The following is a 16,240-nucleotide window of genomic DNA, read 5'->3' on the forward strand; positions in this document are numbered from 1 at the left end:
CACTCAAAAGAAAAATGCCGTTCAGTCTTAACTGAACGGCATTAGCTCGATGGCCGCGTTTTTTATTGCTGTTGGGTTTGTAGGGTGGACTCCCGAGTCCACGCGGTACAACGTTTGCATATCGTGCGGGATGCAAAGGTACGACAGCGTGGACACAGGTGTCCACCCTACGAAACCTTACACCCCGCGCGAGCGATCCGCGGCGAATTTCAACCGGAACGCGTTAAAACCATCCGCATCGATCGCATCGCGCATCTCCTGCATCAGGTTCAGGTAATAGTGCAGGTTGTGGATCGTGTTCAGGCGCGCACCCAGGATCTCGTTCGAGCGGTGCAGGTGGTGCAGGTAAGCGCGCGAGAAGTTGGTGCAGCAGTAGCAGGTGCAGGACTCATCCAGCGGCGCCATGTCCTCTTTATAGCGCGCGTTCTTGATCTTCACATCGCCAAAGCGCGTAAACAGCCAGCCGTTGCGTGCATTCCGGGTCGGCATCACGCAGTCGAACATGTCGACGCCGTTGGCCACGCCATCCACCAGATCTTCCGGCGTACCCACGCCCATCAGGTAGTGTGGCTTGTTTTCCGGCAGGCGCGGGCCGACGTGGGCCAGGATGCGCTTCATGTCTTCCTTCGGCTCGCCCACCGACAGGCCGCCGATCGCCAGGCCCGGGAAGTCGATGTCTTCCAGGCCGGCCAGCGATTCGTCGCGCAGGTGCTCGTACATGCCGCCCTGGACGATGCCGAACAGCGCGTTCGGATTGCCGCCACCATTGAATTCGTTCATCGAACGCTGGGCCCAGCGCAACGACATGCGCATCGACTTCGCCGCTTCTTCGGCGGTGGCCGCGCGGCCGTCGATCTCGTAGGGCGTGCACTCGTCGAACTGCATCACGATGTCCGAGTTCAGCGAACGCTGGATCTGCATCGATACTTCCGGCGACAGGAAGCGGCGCGAGCCGTCGATCGGCGACGCGAAGGTGACGCCCTCTTCGGTGATCTTGCGCATCGCGCCCAGCGAAAACACCTGGAAGCCGCCCGAGTCGGTGAGGATGGGCTTGTCCCAGCCCATGAAGCCGTGCAGGCCGCCGAACTTGTTGAACACCTCGACACCCGGGCGCAGCCACAGGTGGAAGGTATTACCAAGAATGATCTGCGAGCCGACGGTCTTGAGTTCGGTCGGGTCCATCGCCTTGACTGAGCCATAGGTCCCGACAGGCATGAAGATCGGGGTTTCGATGGTGCCGTGGTTCAGTGTGAGGCGGCCGCGGCGCGCATGCGACAGGCCGCTGGTGTCTTTCTTCAGGAGCGTAAATTCGAGCATCTGGTTCTTAGCGAGAGGTAGTGGTCAGCAGCATGGCGTCGCCATAGCTGAAGAAGCGGTATTCGTTGGCGATGGCGTGCGCGTAGGCCTTGCGGATTGCGGCGTAGCCGGCAAAGGCCGACACCAGCATCAGCAGGGTCGACTTCGGCAAGTGGAAGTTGGTGATCAGGCGCGTCACGGTCTTGAAGGTGTAGCCCGGCGTGATGAACAGCGCGGTGTCGGCGCTGCCGGCCACCAGTTCGCCGCTTTGCGAGGCCGATTCCAGCGCGCGCAGCGAGGTCGTGCCGACGGCCACCACATCGCGTCCGGCTGCCTTGGTGGCGCGCACCGCATCGACCGTGTCCTGGCCGATGGTGTACCACTCGGTATGCATCTGGTGCGCGGATAAATCTTCCACGCGCACCGGCTGGAAGGTGCCGGCGCCCACGTGCAGCGTCACATACGCGAAGTTGATGCCCTTGGCGGCCAGCTTGTCGAGCAGCGGCTGGTCGAAGTGCAGGCCAGCGGTCGGCGCGGCGACGGCGCCCGGCTCCTTCGAATATACGGTCTGGTAGCGCTGCTCGTCGAACTCGTCGGCGTTGTGCTCGATGTAGGGCGGCAGCGGCAGGCGGCCGTGGGCCTCGATCAGCTCGAACACGTCGCCTTCGAAGTGGAGGGTGAAGAATTCGCCGGCGCGCTCGCCGGTGGTCACGTCGAAGGCATCGGCCAGGCGGATGCGGTTGCCGGGCTTCGGCGACTTGGAGGCACGCACCTGGGCCAGCACGGTGCGGTTGTCGAGCACGCGCTCGACCAGCACCTCGACCTGGCCGCCGGTCTCCTTGACGCCGAAGAAGCGCGCCTTCAGCACGCGGGTATTGTTCATCACCAGCAGGTCGCCGGCTTGCAGCTGGTCGAGGATGTCGGCGAAATGGCGGTCGGTAATCTGCTCGCCATCGAGCTGCAACAGGCGCGAGGCACTGCGGTTTGGCAGCGGCAGCTGGGCGATGCGCTCGGGCGGCAAGTCAAAATCGAAATCGGAAAGCGAGTACATTCTGTTCATTTCTGGGAAAATGGGGGCTGGCAGCTTTACAATACGGGCTGCAGCGCGTGCGGCGAACCCTCTATTTTACGTCAGCCCGCGCCAAAATGCCGCAGATATGCCACCGCCAAAATCCACTTCCGCCCCGAAAACCACAGAAAGCAAGCTCGCCCGCCTTGGCCTGCGCACCGACATGGACCTGGTGCTGCACCTGCCCATGCGCTACGAGGACGAGACAAAAATCGTGTCGATACGCGAGGCCTGCCTGCGCGGCGGCCACGTATCGCAGATCGAAGGCGTGGTCACGAAAAACGAGATCAGCTTCAAGCCGCGCCGCCAGCTGCTGGTGACGATTGCCGACGAGAGCGGCGACATCCTGCTGCGCTTCATGAACTTCTACGGCAGCCAGGTCAAGCAATTGGCCGAAGGCGTGCGCGTGCGTGCCCGCACCGAAGTCAAGCACGGCTTCTTCGGCGCCGAGATGGTCCACCCTACCTACAAGGTGGTGAACGAAGGCGCGCCGCTGCCGACTTCGCTCACGCCGGTGTACCCGTCGGGCGAAGGCCTGTCGCAGCCGATTTTGCGGCGCGCGATCGGCGACGCCATGAAGCGGGTCGACTGGACCGACACCGTGCCGCCCGCGATCCGGCGCCAGATGGGGCTGGGCGACTTCGAGCCGTCCGTCAGGCTGCTGCACTACCCGCCGAAGGATGCCGACGAATACGCGCTGATGGAAAAATCCCATCCGGCCTGGACGCGCATGAAGTTCGACGAGCTGCTGGCCCAGCAGCTGTCGCTCAAGCGCGCCCAGCGCGCCCGCCGCGACAAGGGCGCGCCGACGCTGCGTGCGGTGGGTGAACTGTCGAAGGCCTTCTTGCAGGCCCTGCCCTTCAAGCTGACGGACGCCCAGGCGCGCGTAGTGAAGGAAATCAGCGCCGACCTGCGCGAGGGTTATCCGATGCAGCGCCTGCTGCAGGGCGACGTCGGTAGCGGCAAGACCGTGGTCGCGGCACTGGCGGCCGCCCAGGCCATCGACTCCGGCTACCAGGCCGCGCTGATGGCGCCGACCGAGATCCTGGCCGAGCAGCATTTCAGGAAGATCGCAGCGTGGATGGAGCCGCTCGGCGTCAAGGTCGCCTGGCTCACCGGCAGCCTGAAGAAAAAGGAAAAGGCCGCGGCCAGCGAGATGGCGGAGACGGGCGAAGCGCATCTCGTGATCGGCACCCATGCGCTGATCCAGGACTCGGTGCAGTTCGCCAAGCTGGGCCTGGTGCTGGTCGACGAACAGCACCGCTTCGGCGTCGGCCAGCGCCTGACCTTGCGCAACAAGGGCAGCGACGGCCTGGTGCCGCACCAATTGATGATGTCGGCCACGCCGATCCCGCGCACCCTGGCCATGACCTACTACGCCGACCTGGAAGTGTCGGTGATCGACGAGCTGCCGCCGGGCCGCACGCCGATCGTCACGCGCGCCATCGACCAGAACCGGCGCGACGAAGTGATCGAGCGCGTGCATGCGGCCGCTTTGGAGGGGCGCCAGGCTTACTGGGTGTGTCCATTGATCGAAGAATCCGAAGCGCTGCAGCTGCAGACGGCGACGGAAACCTACGAGACCCTGGCCGAAGCCCTGCCTGATCTGCAGGTCGGCCTGGTGCACGGGCGCCTGAAACCGGCCGAGAAGCAGGTGATCATGGACGCCTTTTCCGCCGGCGAGATCCACGTGCTGGTGGCGACTACCGTGATCGAGGTCGGCGTCGATGTGCCGAATGCCTCGCTGATGGTGATCGAGCACGCCGAGCGTTTCGGCTTGTCGCAGCTGCACCAGCTGCGTGGGCGCGTGGGCCGCGGCTCGGCGGCCAGCGTCTGCCTGCTGCTGTACCAGAGCCCCCTCGGCCAGGTGGCCAAGCAGCGTTTGATGACTATGCGCGAAACCACCGACGGCTTCGAGATCGCACGGCGCGACCTGGAAATTCGCGGTCCCGGTGAGTTCCTGGGTGCGCGCCAGTCGGGCCAGGCCATGCTGCGCTTCGCCGACCTGGAAACCGACCAGTGGCTGGTCGAGCATGCGCGCGACATCGCGGCCAGCCTGCTGGAGCACGAGACGCCGCAGAACGTGGCCATCGTCGACGCCCACCTGGCGCGCTGGCTGGGCGGCCGCGAAGAGTTCCTGAAGGTCTGACCCCATCGGATTTCGTCAAATCTGCCGGATTTGTGCCTCCGTGTGACAATTCGATAGACATTTGGCATCTGTTTGGAGATATCGTTGCGTCCGGAGCAATACGCCTGCATGGCGGACTGCTCCGCCCCGATAACAACAAACAGGACCCGGCCATGCCTTATCTCGGACTCGGACTTCACTTCCTCGTCGCGCTTTTCTTCGCGGTGCACGCGGTACGCACCGGGCGCCAGATGTACTGGCTGCTGATTCTCTTTTCCTTCCCGCTGCTGGGCAGCATCGTCTATTTTGCAGCGGTCTTCCTGCCGCATTCGCAGATCGAGCGCCAGGCGCGCCTGGCCGGGCGCGCGATCGGCCGCAGCCTCGATCCGGGCCGCGAAGTGCGCGAAGCGCAGAGCGATTTCGACCTGACCCCGACCGCCTACAACCAGATGCGCCTGGCGGGCGCCCTGCTCGACAATGGCCAGAGCGCCGAGGCGGTGGCGCAGTACGACGCCTGCCTGCGCGGGCCGTTTGCCGGCGACCCGGAAGTGATCTTCGGCGCGGCACGTGCGAAGTTGGCGAACGGGCAGCCGGAGGCGGCACTGGCGCTGCTGGCGCCCTTGCAGGCCAAGCAACCGGGTTTCCGCTCCGAGGAAATGGCGCTGGAGCTGGGGCGCGCGTATGCGGGCACCGGCCGCGCGGAGGAAGCAGGCGCGCAATTCGAGACGGCGGTGGAAAAGTTCGGCGGGATCGAGGGGCGCGTGGAACTGGCCTTATGGGCGCTGGGGAGCGGCCGCCAGGCGCTGGCCGAGCGCGAGTTGCAGGAGATCGCGCATGCGCGCAAGCATATGACCAAGCACACGCGCACCCTTCACCAAGGCTTGTTCAAGCGGCTGGATGCGGCGACCGCAGGCAAGCACGGCTGAATTGTTGCTGAATCGCTCATTAAGCGCCGCACAGCGTGGGCACAAGTGCCCACCCTACAAAAGCGGGTCCGTAGGGTGGGCACTTGTGCCCACGCGGTTTGGAGCGTTTGAAAGGGTCCGTAGGGTGGGTCGGTCCGCGCGGCTCGAACCCACCATTTACGTGCTGATCGCTGTCGTAAACGTCAACCGGTTCCCGAATGGGTCCTTCACCGACAAATCGCGCGTGCCCCANACGCGGTTTGGAGCGTTTGAAAGGGTCCGTAGGGTGGGTCGGTCCGCGCGGCTCGAACCCACCATTTACGTGCTGATCGCTGTCGTAAACGTCAACCGGTTCCCGAATGGGTCCTTCACCGACAAATCGCGCGTGCCCCATGGCGTCGCCTCGATTCCCGGGCGCGCATAGCCGTAGTTCTTGTTCGCCAGTTCCGCATGCAGGGCGTCGATATCGTCGACCGCGATGCGCATGGCCGCGCCGGGACAGCAGTCGCCATGGTGTTCGCTCAGGTGCAGCACGCAGCCGTCGCGCGAGACCTGCAGGTAAAGCGGCAGCGCAGGCTCGAAGCGGTGCTCCCAGTCGACCTGGAAGCCGAGGAAGTCCACGTAGAATGCGCGCGCCTTGGCTTCGTCGAAGATGCGCAGGATCGGCGCAATGGCGCCCAGCTTCATTGCCCGGCTCCCGACGCTGCGGCGTCGACGCGGGTCAGTTCTACGCCATCCACCGTCATCTTCCACTTGCCGCCCTCGCGGTGCGGCGGCTTGCTGACGACGAAAGTCGAGCGCACGAGCGCGAAGCCGACGTCGAAGTTGTCGCCATCGAAGCCTTGCAGGTCGAGGCTCAGGTCCAGCTTCTTGCCTGGCCGGTCGCGCTTGTACTTGATCTTGCCGTCCTTGGCCATCTGGATGCGCATGTCCTTGCCCTGCCAGTCGCCCACGTAGGCCTGCCTGTCGGCGGGAACAGGGTCGGCAAACGCTGCCAGCGGCAGCAGGCAGGCGGCGAGGACGGCGGCGCGAAGCATATGCATGGAGACTCCGAATGGAAAGGCAGCGATGAGCGGCCCAGTATTCGATGCGCCGCAGCGCTTGTCAACATGCATACGCCCGGCGGCGTTGCAAAATTACCCGGCCCGGTCGGCCTCGTAGGCGACGCCGATCTGGCGCCGGATCTCGTCCATCACGCGCATCAGCGCCAGCGTCTCCTCGTGCGTCATGCCGGGGCTTTCAAGCAGCCCGGCGCGCAAGCAGCGCTGTGCCTCCATCGCCTCGTGCACATAGCCATTGCCGAGATACGGCGTGTCGATCGTACGGGTGCTGCCGTCTTCCAGCGCCACCGTCACCGTGCGCGCGCGGTGGAACATGGTGTTCATGCGCACGTGGCCGCGCGTGCCCGATACCGTCAGCTCGCCCGGCGTACGCGCCAGGAAGGAGCAGCTGCACACCGACATGCCGCCGCCCTCGTGCCTGAGCGTGAAGCCGGTCTGCACGTCGACGCCGGTGGGGCCGATCTGCGCCTGCGCCTGCACCGCCCGCACCGGCCCGAGCAGGCTGGCCGCGATCGACAGCGGATAGATGCCCAGGTCGAGCAGCGCGCCGCCGCCCAGCGCCGGATTGAACACGCGGTGTTCTGAGCCGAAGCCGGCGGTAAAGCCGAAGTCGGCCACCACCTGGCTGACTTCACCGATCTCGCCGGACGCGATGATGCGCTTCACCTCCGCCAGCGCCGGCAGGAAGCGCGTCCACATCGCCTCCATCAGGAACAGCTTCTTTTCACGCGCCAGCGCGACCACCTGCCCGGCCTCGCGCGCATTCACGGTGAACGCCTTTTCGACCAGCGCGCCCTTGCCGTTCTCCAGCACCAGCAGCGCGTTCGCGGCGTGCTGGGGATGCGGCGTGGCGATGTAGACCAGGTCGATGTCGCCGGCCGCGGCCAGCGCCTCGTAGGAGCCATAGGCGGCAGCGGCCTTGAATTCGGCGGCAAAGGCATCGGCCTTGTCCTGGCTGCGCGAAGCCACGCCTGCGAGCACGGCATCGGGCAGGTCGGCCAGTGCGGTAGCAAAGGCGCGGGCGATCTTGCCGGTGCCGAGGATGCCCCAGCGGACTTGTGTGTTCATTCAGGTTCTCCTTTTGGGCCGGAATACGCCGGTGTCGGCGTAGAAGGCGGCGTCCTGCCCCGCCCACCAGCCGGGCACGCCGAGCACCGGCAGCGGCGTGAAGCCAGAGGTTGCCAGGGGTTCGCTCGCCAGCTCGAACGCCACGCGGGCGTCGATCCAGGCGCGCTGTTCATCGGGCGCCAGCGCAAAGTACGCATCGTCGGCGAACAGCACGCGGGTGTGCGCCGTGATCGCCTTGCGCGGCGCGACCAGCTTTTCCATCAGCGCGTGGCCGAACAGCCAGACCTGGGCATCGCGCCCGAACATGGCGCGCTTCTCGAACAGCGCCGCATCCCAGCAGTGGGCGCGCAGTTCATCGACCAGCGCGCGGCCCGCGTTTGAAAAACGCACCACCAGCAGAGCCGCGTTTTCATCGAAGATGGTGGCGGCGTCGCGTGCCGGACCGCGCGACTTCCCTACTCCGCCGGCGGCCGCGATCTGCGCCGCCTGCAAGGCGTTCAGCTGGCGTTTAATCAGGGGGAAGGTCTGCCAGACCAGGCCATTGAAGAAATCGTGCAGGTTGGCGCGCGTGGGCACGCCGCCGGTGGCGCTGATGAAAGCTTCATACGCCGTCCCTTCGGGCAGCGCTTCCTGCGGCACGAAGGTGATCGGCAGGTCGCGGTGGTTGCACAGGGCGAGGCTGGCCGCATTCCGGTTAAAGGCGGCGCTGAATCCGGCCAATAAGTCCTCGCCCTTGATGCCGAGGCGCTCGAAGGCGGGACGGACGCTGTCGTACCAGGGATGGGACCAGTCTATCTGCGCCAGCATGCTCAAGCCTGGACCATCTTCCAGCCGATGCTTTCGCCGGCGTTCAGCGGTACCAGGCGGTCGTCGCCCATGTCCACGGTGTTCGGGATAGTCCAGTCTTCGCGCACCAGGGTCACCGTGCCCTCGTTACGCGGCAGGCCGTAGAAGGCCGGGCCGTTGAAGCTGGCGAATGCTTCCAGCTTGTCGAGCGCGCCGGCATCGGCAAAGGCTTGCGTGTACAGCTCCATCGCATGCAGCGCGGTGTAGCAGCCGGCGCAGCCGCAGCTCGATTCCTTGGCGCCGATGGCGTGTGGCGCCGAGTCGGTGCCGAGGAAGAAGCGCTCGTCGCCGCTGGTGGCGGCGGTCACCAGCGCCAGGCGGTGTTCCTCGCGTTTCAGCACCGGCAGGCAGTAGTAGTGTGGACGGATACCGCCGCGGAAGATCTCGTTGCGGTTGTACAGCAGGTGGTGGGCGGTGATGGTTGCCGCGATCGGGCCTTCGGCCTCGGCCACGTACTGGGCCGCATCCTTGGTGGTGATGTGCTCGAAGACGATGTTCAGGGCCGGCAGGTCGCGCCGCAGCGGGCGCATCACGCGCTCGATGAACACGGCCTCGCGGTCGAACAGGTCGATGTCGTGGTCGGTCACCTCGCCGTGCACCAGCAGCGGCATGCCGACTTCCTGCATCACTTCCAGGGTCTTGTAGCACTTTTTCAGGTCGGTCACGCCGGCGGCCGAATTGGTGGTGGCGCCGGCCGGGTAGAGTTTGACGGCGTGGATGAAACCGGTGTCCTGGGCGCGGCGGATCTCGTCCGGGGCGGTGTTGTCGGTCAGGTAGAGCGTCATCAGCGGCTCGAACCGGACACCTTCAGGCAGCGCGGCCAGGATGCGGTCGCGGTAGGCACTGGCATCGGCGGCGGTGGTGACCGGCGGCTTCAGGTTCGGCATCACGATCGCCCGCGCGAACTGGCGCGCGGTATGCGGCAGCACGCTGGCCAGCGCCGCGCCGTCGCGCAGGTGCAGGTGCCAGTCGTCGGGGCGGGTGATGGTGATGGATTGCGGGATCTCGATGGTGGACATGGCGGCTCTCGGAATGCGGACGGCGGTATTTTACCTGTATGGAGGATGCAGAGCGCGCTTGCGTCCTGGTGCCACCTGTGCGAGACTGCATCGCAATTGCAACGCACTGGAGATGCACATGAAAACCTCGACCATTCCTTCGTTACGTGTCAAACCGGAACTGCGGCTGGCAGCTGAAAACGTCCTCCAGGAAGGAGAAAGCCTGTCGAGTTTCGTCGAGCAATCCCTGCGCCGGAATATCCAGCAACGGAAAGCCCAGCAGGAATTCATTGCGCGTGGCCTGGCGTCGGCGGCAGAAGCCGAGCGTACGGGTGAATACTTCGATGCCGACGATGTCTTGCGCGAGCTGGATGTCATGCTCGATGATGCGGCGAAAGCACAAGAATGAGCTTCAAGGTCCGCTTTACCAGGGCGGCGCGGGAAGACCTGCAGCTGCTGTACGCTTATCAGTTGCGGCACAGCCTGCAGTCCGCCCGGCGGGCGCGCGACACGATCGCGAAAGCTACCGAGGTACTGAAGGAGTTTCCGTTCACCTGCAGGAAGGCGGATGCGGATAACCCTTTCTTGCGCGAGCTTGTCATTCCTTTCGGTAGCGCAGGCTATGTCGCTTTGTTCAAGATCGACGACAAGGAAACGGTGACGATCCTGGCCGTGCGCCATCAGCGCGAGGATGATTATCTGTGAGCGGTCTCGCGTGGATGGATTTTCGCCTGCTACTTGCCGGCCTTCTCGATTTCGAACATGTTTACAACAGTAGATTCAGGCTCCCGGGCGTGCTTGACAGCACTAACAGTGCCTAGGATACTGCGGAACTTGCCAAGATAATCAGAACGATCCTCGTTCGCATCAACACCACCAAATTTGCCGCAACCCGACCGTGCCTGGCGCAAAACGCCGCGTGCGCCGGGCCAAATGCACAGGCCGCCTACAGGAAGCACATGAATAATCGTAATCGTCTCACCACTTATATCCTGATCGCCCTTGTGCTTGGGGTCATCGTCGGCTATTTCGTTAATGCCAATACGGCCAACCCGCAAGGCTTCGCCGACACGATGTCGCTGGTGACGACCCTGTTCCTGCGTCTGATCAAGATGATCATCGCGCCGCTGGTCTTTGCGACCCTGGTGGTCGGCATCGCCAAGATGGGCGACGCCAAGGAAGTCGGCCGCATCGGCGCCAAGGCGCTGGGCTGGTTCATCATCGCCTCGATCCTGTCGCTGTCGCTGGGCCTGGTCCTGGTCAACCTGTTCCGTCCGGGCGACGCCATGGCCCTCTCCGGCCACCTGCCGGCCGTCGGCACCAGTTCCGGCGTCACCGCCACCGGCCTGACCATGAAGGACTTCATCACCCACCTGGTGCCGGTGTCGATCGCGGACGGCATGGCCAAGAACGAGATCCTGCAGATCGTCGTATTCTCGGTGTTCTTCGGTATCGGCGCGGCCGCCGTCGGCGCACGCGCCAACCCGATGATCGAGGCCATCGACGGCCTGGCCCACGTCATGCTGAAGGTAACCAGCTATGTGATGAACTTCGCCCCGGTCGCGGTGTTCGCGGCGGTGGCCGGCATCGTGGCCAAGAGCGGCATCTCGGTACTGCAGATCTATGGAGTGTTCATGGCCGAGTTCTACCTCGGGATCATCTTGCTGCTGCTGGCCCTGGTGGGTATCGGCGGCCTGTTCCTCGGCAAGCGCGTGCTGCGCCTGGTAGCCGAGCTGCGCGGCCCGGCCCTGCTGGCCTTCTCCACCGCCTCGTCGGAAGCGGCCTTCCCGAAAACCCTGGAAGGCCTGGAACGCTTCGGCGTCAAGAACCGCCTGGCCGCCTTTGTGCTGCCGGTCGGCTACTCGTTCAACCTCGACGGCTCGATGATGTACTGCACCTTCGCCACCGTCTTCATCGCCCAGGCCTACGGCATCGAACTCCCGCTGGGCACCCAACTGATGATGATGCTGGTGCTGATGGTCACCTCGAAAGGCATCGCCGGCGTGCCGCGCGCCTCGCTGGTGGTGATCGCCGCCACCCTCGGCCAGTTCAACATTCCGGAAGCCGGCCTGCTGCTCCTGCTGAGTATCGACCATTTCCTCGACATGGCGCGCTCGGGCACCAACGTGATCGGCAACGGCATCGCCACCGCCGTCGTCGCCAAATGGGAGGGCGAGCTGGGCGAATCGGTGCCGCACAAGGACGTCGCGACGTCGCCGCTGACCTGACCGCAAGCATTACCGCACGAGGCCTTCCAGAAATGGGAGGCCTTTTTTTCATAAGAAGCGCAATCGAGGAGACAACATGAAACAGCTGGTCGCAGCAGGTTTGCTGCTTTCCCTGAACGGCGCACACGCCGCCACCCAGACGGTCGATTGCGGCCGTTTGCTCGACGTGAAAAGCGGCGCCTGGCGCGAGCGCGTCAGCATCGTGATCGAGGACGGGACGGTGAAGTCGGTGGGGCCGATGGCTGCGAACCCGGCCCCGGGCCGCATCGATTTGTCGAGCAAATCCTGCCTGCCGGGCCTGATCGACATGCACGTTCACCTGACGGGCGAAACCCAGCCCGTGGTCGAGGCCTACCGCGACCGCCTCACCGCCGACCCGGCCGACCTGGCCTACCGCTCCGTAAAATATGCGGAGCGCACCCTGATGGCCGGCTTCACCACCGTGCGCGACCTGGGCGCCGAGCAGGCCCTGAACGTGTCGCTGAAACGGGCGATTGCAGCCGGCGCGATTCCCGGCCCGCGCATGTTCACGGCCGGTAAATCGATTGCCACCGCCGGCGGCCATGCCGACCCGACCAACAACCTGTCGCATTACCTGAGCCACGCGATCGGCACGCCCGGTCCTGCCGAGGGCGTGATCAACAGTCCCGACGAAGGCCGCCAGGCCGTGCGCGAGCGCTACAAGGAAGGCGCGGACCTGATCAAGATCACCGCCACCGGCGGCGTGCTGAGCCAGGCCGCCAGCGGCCAGAACTCGCAGTACACCGAGGACGAACTGAAGGCCATCGTCAGCACCGCCAAGGACTACGGTTTCCGTGTCGCGGCCCATGCCCATGGCGCCGAAGGCCTGAAGCGCGCCCTGCGCGCGGGCGTCGACTCGATCGAGCACGGCACCCTGATGGACGACGAGAGCGTGGCCCTGTTCAAGAAGACCGGCGGCTGGTACGTGCCGACCATCTCGGCCGGCCGCTACGTGGCCGACAAGGCCAAGGACCCGAATTATTATTCTGCCCTGGTGCGCCCGAAGGCGGCCGCCATCGGCCCGCAGCTGCAGGCCACCTTTGCCCGCGCGTATAAAGCCGGCGTGAAGATCGCCTTCGGCACCGACGCCGGCGTGTTCCCGCACGGCGAGAATGCGAAAGAGTTCGGCTACATGGTGGAAGCCGGCATGACGACTATCGACGCCATCCGCGCCGCCACCATCCACGCCGCGACCCTGCTGGACCAATCGAAGCGCCTCGGCATGCTGGAACCGGGCTTCGCGGGCGATATCGTGGCGGTGGACGGCGATCCGCTGCGCGACGTCAAGCTGCTCGAACAAGTGAAATTTGTGATGAAAGAAGGCGTCGTTTATAAAAACCTGTAAGCGGTTTTTTTGAGACGCCACGTTTAAGGAGAAGTCCCATGCTGTTCCAACGATCCGCCCGTTCGGCCGCCGCGCTATTCGGTTTCCTGTACTGCCTCGCGTTCGCCGCGCAGGCGCAACAACAGGCAGCCGCCACGCTGCCGAACGTGACCATCCTCGCCACCGGCGGCACGATTGCCGGCACCGGCGCCACCAGCACCACTACCGTCGGCTACACCGCCGCTACGGTGGGCGTGCAGGCGCTGATCCAGGCCGTGCCCGAGATCACCAAGGTGGCGAACGTCACCGGCGAGCAGGTGTTCCAGATCGCCAGCGAGAACATGGGCAACGAGCACTGGCTGACCCTGGCCAAGCGCGTCAACGTGCTGCTGGCGCAGGCCAACGTCGACGGCATCGTCATCACCCACGGCACCGATACGCTGGAAGAAACAGCCTACTTCCTGAACCTGGTCGTCAAGAGCAGGAAGCCGGTGGTGGTGGTCGGGTCGATGCGGCCATCGACGGCCTTGTCGGCCGATGGTCCGATCAATTTGTACAACGCGGTGCTGCTGGCCGGTTCGCAGGAAGCGGTCGGACGCGGCGTGCTGGTGGCGCTGAACGACCAGATCCAGTCTGCGCGCGACGTCACCAAGACGAATACCACCACGGCCGATACCTTCAAGGCGACGGAGCTGGGCATGCTGGGTTATATCCAGGGCGGCAAGCCGTACTTCTACCGCGCGCCGACGCGCAAGCACACGGTGGAGACTGAGTTCGACGTGGGCAGCCTGTCGGTGCTGCCGCAGGTAGAGATCGCGTACGCGCATGCGAACGTGGGTCCGGTGGCGGTGGAGGCGCTGGTGGCCTCGGGCGCCAAGGGTCTGGTGCATGCGGGCGTGGGGAATGGCTCGCTGCCGGCCAAGGTGCGGCCTGCGCTGTCGGCTGCGCGCAAGAAGGGCGTGGTCATTGTGCGTTCCAGCCGCGTTGGGCAGGGCATCGTGGCGCGCAATGGCGAGGCGAATGACGATGAGCTGGACTTCGTGGCGGGGGATAATTTGTCGCCGCAGAAGGCACGCATTCTGTTGATGCTGGCGTTGACCAAGACGACCAATACGCGCGATATACAGAAGATGTTCGGGACGTATTGATACGTTAATGGGGCTGTTGCCTGTTACGTTATTGGTGGGTTGAATCCGCGTGGGCACGGGGTGCCCACCCTACGGTTACCGTTATCGGCGAGTTCATACAAGAACCGCCACCGCCGATGGCCGATTTATATGGATCGCGGATACGGACCGTCTCCCGTACGGTGGGCACCCCGTGCCCACGCGGATCATGCGCACCACACACGCCTCACGCAACAGCGCCACGTCCCTCCGAACGGGACATCACCCCTCCTGCTGCAACTCCAACGGCGGCGACGCCAACTCCTCATCCGGCCGCGCCAGCTGCCGCTCCCACATCTGCGCATACAAGCCGCGTGCCGCCAGCAAACTGCCGTGCGTCCCGCGCTCCACGATCCGCCCATGATCGAGCACGATGATCTGCTGCGCATCCGCGATCGTCGACAACCTGTGCGCAATGACCAGCGTGGTGCGATTCCGCGCAATCTCCTTCAACTGCCCCTGGATCGCCTGCTCCGACTTCGAATCCAGCGCCGACGTCGCCTCGTCGAAGATCAAGATCGCCGGATTCTTGAGCAAGGTGCGCGCAATCGCTACCCGCTGCTTCTCCCCGCCCGACAGCTTCAGCCCGCGCTCGCCCACCATCGTTGCATACCCATCCGGCAGACTCTCGATGAACTCGTGGATCGACGCCGCCCTGGCCGCCGCCACGATGTCGGCATGGCTCGCTCCCGGCCGCCCATACGCGATGTTGTACTCGATGGTGTCGTTGAACAGCACCGTATCCTGCGGCACGATGCCGATCGCCGAACGCAGCGATTGCTGGGTGACGTTGCGGATATCCTGCCCATCGATGCTGATCGATCCGCGGTTGACGTCATAGAAGCGGAACAGCAGCCGCGACAAGGTCGACTTGCCCGAGCCGCTGTGCCCCACCACCGCCGTCGTGGTCCCGGCCGGAATGGCGAAATCGACGTCGAACAGGATCTGCCGCTTGGATTCATAACTGAACTCCACGTGCGAGAACGCCACGTGCGCCCCTTGCGCCACCAGCGGGTGGGCTGACGGTGCATCCGCCACCTCGCGGTTCTGGTCCAGCAGGCCGAACAGCCGTTCCATGTCCGCCAGCGCCTGCTTGATCTCGCGATAGATCACGCCCAGGAAGTTCAGCGGAATGTACAGCTGGATCATGAACGAGTTCACCAGCACCAGGTCGCCCAGTGACATGGTCCCGGCGATCACGCCTTCGGTCGCGCGCCACAGGATCAGCGTCACGGCCGTGGCGATGATCAGCGACTGCCCGGTGTTCAGCACCGACAGCGAGGTCTGCGAGCGCACCGCCGCGTTCTCGTAGTGCTGCAGGCCGGCGTCGTAGCGCTTCGCTTCGTAGTCTTCGTTGCCGAAGTACTTCACGGTTTCGTAGTTGATCAGCGAGTCGATGGCCTTCGTGTTCGCCTTTGAATCGAGCTCGTTCATGGTGCGGCGGAAGTGGGTGCGCCATTCCGTCACCACGACGGTAAACGTGATGTAGGCGGCCAGCGCGCCGGCCGTGATCACGGTGAACCAGATGTCGTAGTTGAACGCCATGTAGCCCAGCACCAGCGTGATCTCGACCAGGGTCGGCAGCACGTTGAACAGCGAGTAGGAAATCAGGGAATTCACGCCGCGCGTGCCGCGTTCGATATCGCGCGTCATGCCGCCGGTCTGGCGGTTCAAGTGGAAGCGCAGCGACAACGCGTGCAGATGGCGGAATACCTTCAGGGCGATGGTGCGCACCGCGCGCTGGGTGACGCGCGCGAACAGGAATTCGCGCAGCTCGGTGAACACCGTGGTCGACAGGCGCAGCGCGCCGTAGGCGATCAGCGCGCCGACCGGCAGCACCAGCAAGGCCTGCGGATGGGCCGGGTCGATGGCGAGTTGGTCGATGAGTTTTTTCAGCACCAGCGGCACGCCGACGTTCGCCATCTTGGCGCCGATCAGCGCGCCGAGCGCGGCCATCACGCGCCACTTGTAGACCCACAGGTAAGGGAAAAGGGTACGCAGCGTGGCCCAGTCGGTGCGCTGCCGCTCCTTGTTGTCGGGTGGTGGAAGGGATGAAGCAGAAGAGCGTCGCATGACAGGGGTCCGGGATTTATGGTTCAATTCGGGTCGATTGTAGCTTTTCACGAGAAT

General features: G+C 64.6%; 15 protein-coding genes. 7 read left to right on the plus strand and 8 right to left on the minus strand.

Going from position 1 to position 16,240, the window contains the following annotated elements:
- Positions 1-177 precede the first annotated feature (177 nt).
- Together tgt and queA are read right to left on the minus strand one after the other, a co-directional pair.
- A complete protein-coding gene (gene tgt, locus QWL29_RS23230; protein WP_305825223.1) occupies positions 178-1,317 on the minus strand; it encodes a tRNA guanosine(34) transglycosylase Tgt in 1,140 nt (379 codons plus the stop codon).
- A gap of 7 nt (positions 1,318-1,324) precedes the next feature.
- Positions 1,325-2,347 (minus strand): tRNA preQ1(34) S-adenosylmethionine ribosyltransferase-isomerase QueA, encoded by a 1,023-nt coding sequence (queA, locus tag QWL29_RS23235; RefSeq protein ID WP_305825224.1) that lies wholly within the window; start codon positions 2,345-2,347, stop codon positions 1,325-1,327.
- A gap of 106 nt (positions 2,348-2,453) precedes the next feature.
- Between queA and recG the strand changes: the two genes are divergently transcribed.
- A complete protein-coding gene (gene recG / locus QWL29_RS23240) occupies positions 2,454-4,514 on the plus strand; it encodes an ATP-dependent DNA helicase RecG (protein ID WP_305825225.1) in 2,061 nt (686 codons plus the stop codon).
- 152 nt (positions 4,515-4,666) lie between these two features.
- On the plus strand, positions 4,667-5,419 hold the full coding sequence (locus QWL29_RS23245) for a tetratricopeptide repeat protein (protein ID WP_305825226.1): 753 nt from the start codon (positions 4,667-4,669) through the stop codon (positions 5,417-5,419).
- A gap of 297 nt (positions 5,420-5,716) precedes the next feature.
- On the opposite strand, the gene QWL29_RS23250 is transcribed toward QWL29_RS23245, so the two are convergent.
- From QWL29_RS23250 to pyrC, 5 genes are all read right to left on the minus strand, one after another.
- Positions 5,717-6,085: a glyoxalase superfamily protein gene (locus QWL29_RS23250; protein WP_305825227.1), complete on the minus strand. Its 369-nt coding sequence runs from the start codon at positions 6,083-6,085 to the stop codon at positions 5,717-5,719.
- A complete protein-coding gene (locus QWL29_RS23255; protein ID WP_305825228.1) occupies positions 6,082-6,441 on the minus strand; it encodes a hypothetical protein in 360 nt (119 codons plus the stop codon). The genes QWL29_RS23250 and QWL29_RS23255 overlap by 4 nt, the downstream gene beginning before the upstream one ends.
- Before the next feature lie 93 nt (positions 6,442-6,534).
- Positions 6,535-7,527, minus strand: a complete 993-nt coding sequence (locus QWL29_RS23260) for a Gfo/Idh/MocA family protein (RefSeq protein WP_305825229.1) — start codon at positions 7,525-7,527, stop codon at positions 6,535-6,537.
- Positions 7,528-8,334 (minus strand): DUF3025 domain-containing protein, encoded by an 807-nt coding sequence (locus QWL29_RS23265; protein ID WP_305825230.1) that lies wholly within the window; start codon positions 8,332-8,334, stop codon positions 7,528-7,530.
- A 2-nt stretch (positions 8,335-8,336) separates the two neighbouring features.
- Complete coding sequence (gene pyrC / locus QWL29_RS23270) at positions 8,337-9,392, minus strand: dihydroorotase (RefSeq protein ID WP_305825231.1); 1,056 nt, start codon at positions 9,390-9,392, stop codon at positions 8,337-8,339.
- A gap of 118 nt (positions 9,393-9,510) precedes the next feature.
- On the opposite strand from pyrC, the gene QWL29_RS23275 reads away from it, so the two are divergent.
- The 5 genes from QWL29_RS23275 to QWL29_RS23295 all read left to right on the plus strand — a co-directional run bounded on the left by QWL29_RS23275 (position 9,511) and on the right by QWL29_RS23295 (position 14,092).
- A complete protein-coding gene (locus tag QWL29_RS23275) occupies positions 9,511-9,780 on the plus strand; it encodes a YlcI/YnfO family protein (protein ID WP_305825232.1) in 270 nt (89 codons plus the stop codon).
- On the plus strand, positions 9,777-10,076 hold the full coding sequence (locus QWL29_RS23280) for a type II toxin-antitoxin system RelE/ParE family toxin (RefSeq protein WP_305825233.1): 300 nt from the start codon (positions 9,777-9,779) through the stop codon (positions 10,074-10,076). The genes QWL29_RS23275 and QWL29_RS23280 overlap by 4 nt, the downstream gene beginning before the upstream one ends.
- A gap of 254 nt (positions 10,077-10,330) precedes the next feature.
- Positions 10,331-11,599, plus strand: coding sequence for a dicarboxylate/amino acid:cation symporter (locus tag QWL29_RS23285; RefSeq protein ID WP_305825234.1), 1,269 nt, complete (start codon positions 10,331-10,333; stop codon positions 11,597-11,599).
- Between the two features lie 76 nt (positions 11,600-11,675).
- Complete coding sequence (locus QWL29_RS23290) at positions 11,676-12,965, plus strand: metal-dependent hydrolase family protein (protein ID WP_305825235.1); 1,290 nt, start codon at positions 11,676-11,678, stop codon at positions 12,963-12,965.
- Between the two features lie 38 nt (positions 12,966-13,003).
- Positions 13,004-14,092, plus strand: a complete 1,089-nt coding sequence (locus QWL29_RS23295; RefSeq protein WP_305825236.1) for a type II asparaginase — start codon at positions 13,004-13,006, stop codon at positions 14,090-14,092.
- Between the two features lie 240 nt (positions 14,093-14,332).
- Here the strand turns inward: QWL29_RS23295 and QWL29_RS23300 are convergent, their stop codons facing one another.
- Positions 14,333-16,183, minus strand: coding sequence for an ABCB family ABC transporter ATP-binding protein/permease (locus QWL29_RS23300; protein ID WP_305825237.1), 1,851 nt, complete (start codon positions 16,181-16,183; stop codon positions 14,333-14,335).
- Positions 16,184-16,240: the final 57 nt, after the last annotated feature.

The organism is Massilia brevitalea (assembly GCF_030711405.1).
GTDB lineage: Bacteria > Pseudomonadota > Gammaproteobacteria > Burkholderiales > Burkholderiaceae_D > Telluria > Telluria brevitalea.

Excerpts from the sequence above, each read along its gene's own strand:
- QWL29_RS23295 (WP_305825236.1), top strand. The coding sequence starts at position 13,004 with ATGCTGTTCCAACGATCCGCCCGTTCGGCCGCCGCGCTATTCGGTTTC.
- QWL29_RS23250 (WP_305825227.1), bottom strand. The coding sequence starts at position 6,085 with ATGAAGCTGGGCGCCATTGCGCCGATCCTGCGCATCTTCGACGAAGCC.
- tgt (WP_305825223.1), bottom strand. The coding sequence starts at position 1,317 with ATGCTCGAATTTACGCTCCTGAAGAAAGACACCAGCGGCCTGTCGCAT.
- pyrC (WP_305825231.1), bottom strand. The coding sequence starts at position 9,392 with ATGTCCACCATCGAGATCCCGCAATCCATCACCATCACCCGCCCCGAC.
- QWL29_RS23255 (WP_305825228.1), bottom strand. The coding sequence starts at position 6,441 with ATGCATATGCTTCGCGCCGCCGTCCTCGCCGCCTGCCTGCTGCCGCTG.
- QWL29_RS23285 (WP_305825234.1), top strand. The coding sequence starts at position 10,331 with ATGAATAATCGTAATCGTCTCACCACTTATATCCTGATCGCCCTTGTG.
- QWL29_RS23265 (WP_305825230.1), bottom strand. The coding sequence starts at position 8,334 with ATGCTGGCGCAGATAGACTGGTCCCATCCCTGGTACGACAGCGTCCGT.
- QWL29_RS23260 (WP_305825229.1), bottom strand. The coding sequence starts at position 7,527 with ATGAACACACAAGTCCGCTGGGGCATCCTCGGCACCGGCAAGATCGCC.
- recG (WP_305825225.1), top strand. The coding sequence starts at position 2,454 with ATGCCACCGCCAAAATCCACTTCCGCCCCGAAAACCACAGAAAGCAAG.
- QWL29_RS23280 (WP_305825233.1), top strand. The coding sequence starts at position 9,777 with ATGAGCTTCAAGGTCCGCTTTACCAGGGCGGCGCGGGAAGACCTGCAG.
- QWL29_RS23275 (WP_305825232.1), top strand. The coding sequence starts at position 9,511 with ATGAAAACCTCGACCATTCCTTCGTTACGTGTCAAACCGGAACTGCGG.
- QWL29_RS23300 (WP_305825237.1), bottom strand. The coding sequence starts at position 16,183 with ATGCGACGCTCTTCTGCTTCATCCCTTCCACCACCCGACAACAAGGAG.
- queA (WP_305825224.1), bottom strand. The coding sequence starts at position 2,347 with ATGTACTCGCTTTCCGATTTCGATTTTGACTTGCCGCCCGAGCGCATC.
- QWL29_RS23245 (WP_305825226.1), top strand. The coding sequence starts at position 4,667 with ATGCCTTATCTCGGACTCGGACTTCACTTCCTCGTCGCGCTTTTCTTC.
- QWL29_RS23290 (WP_305825235.1), top strand. The coding sequence starts at position 11,676 with ATGAAACAGCTGGTCGCAGCAGGTTTGCTGCTTTCCCTGAACGGCGCA.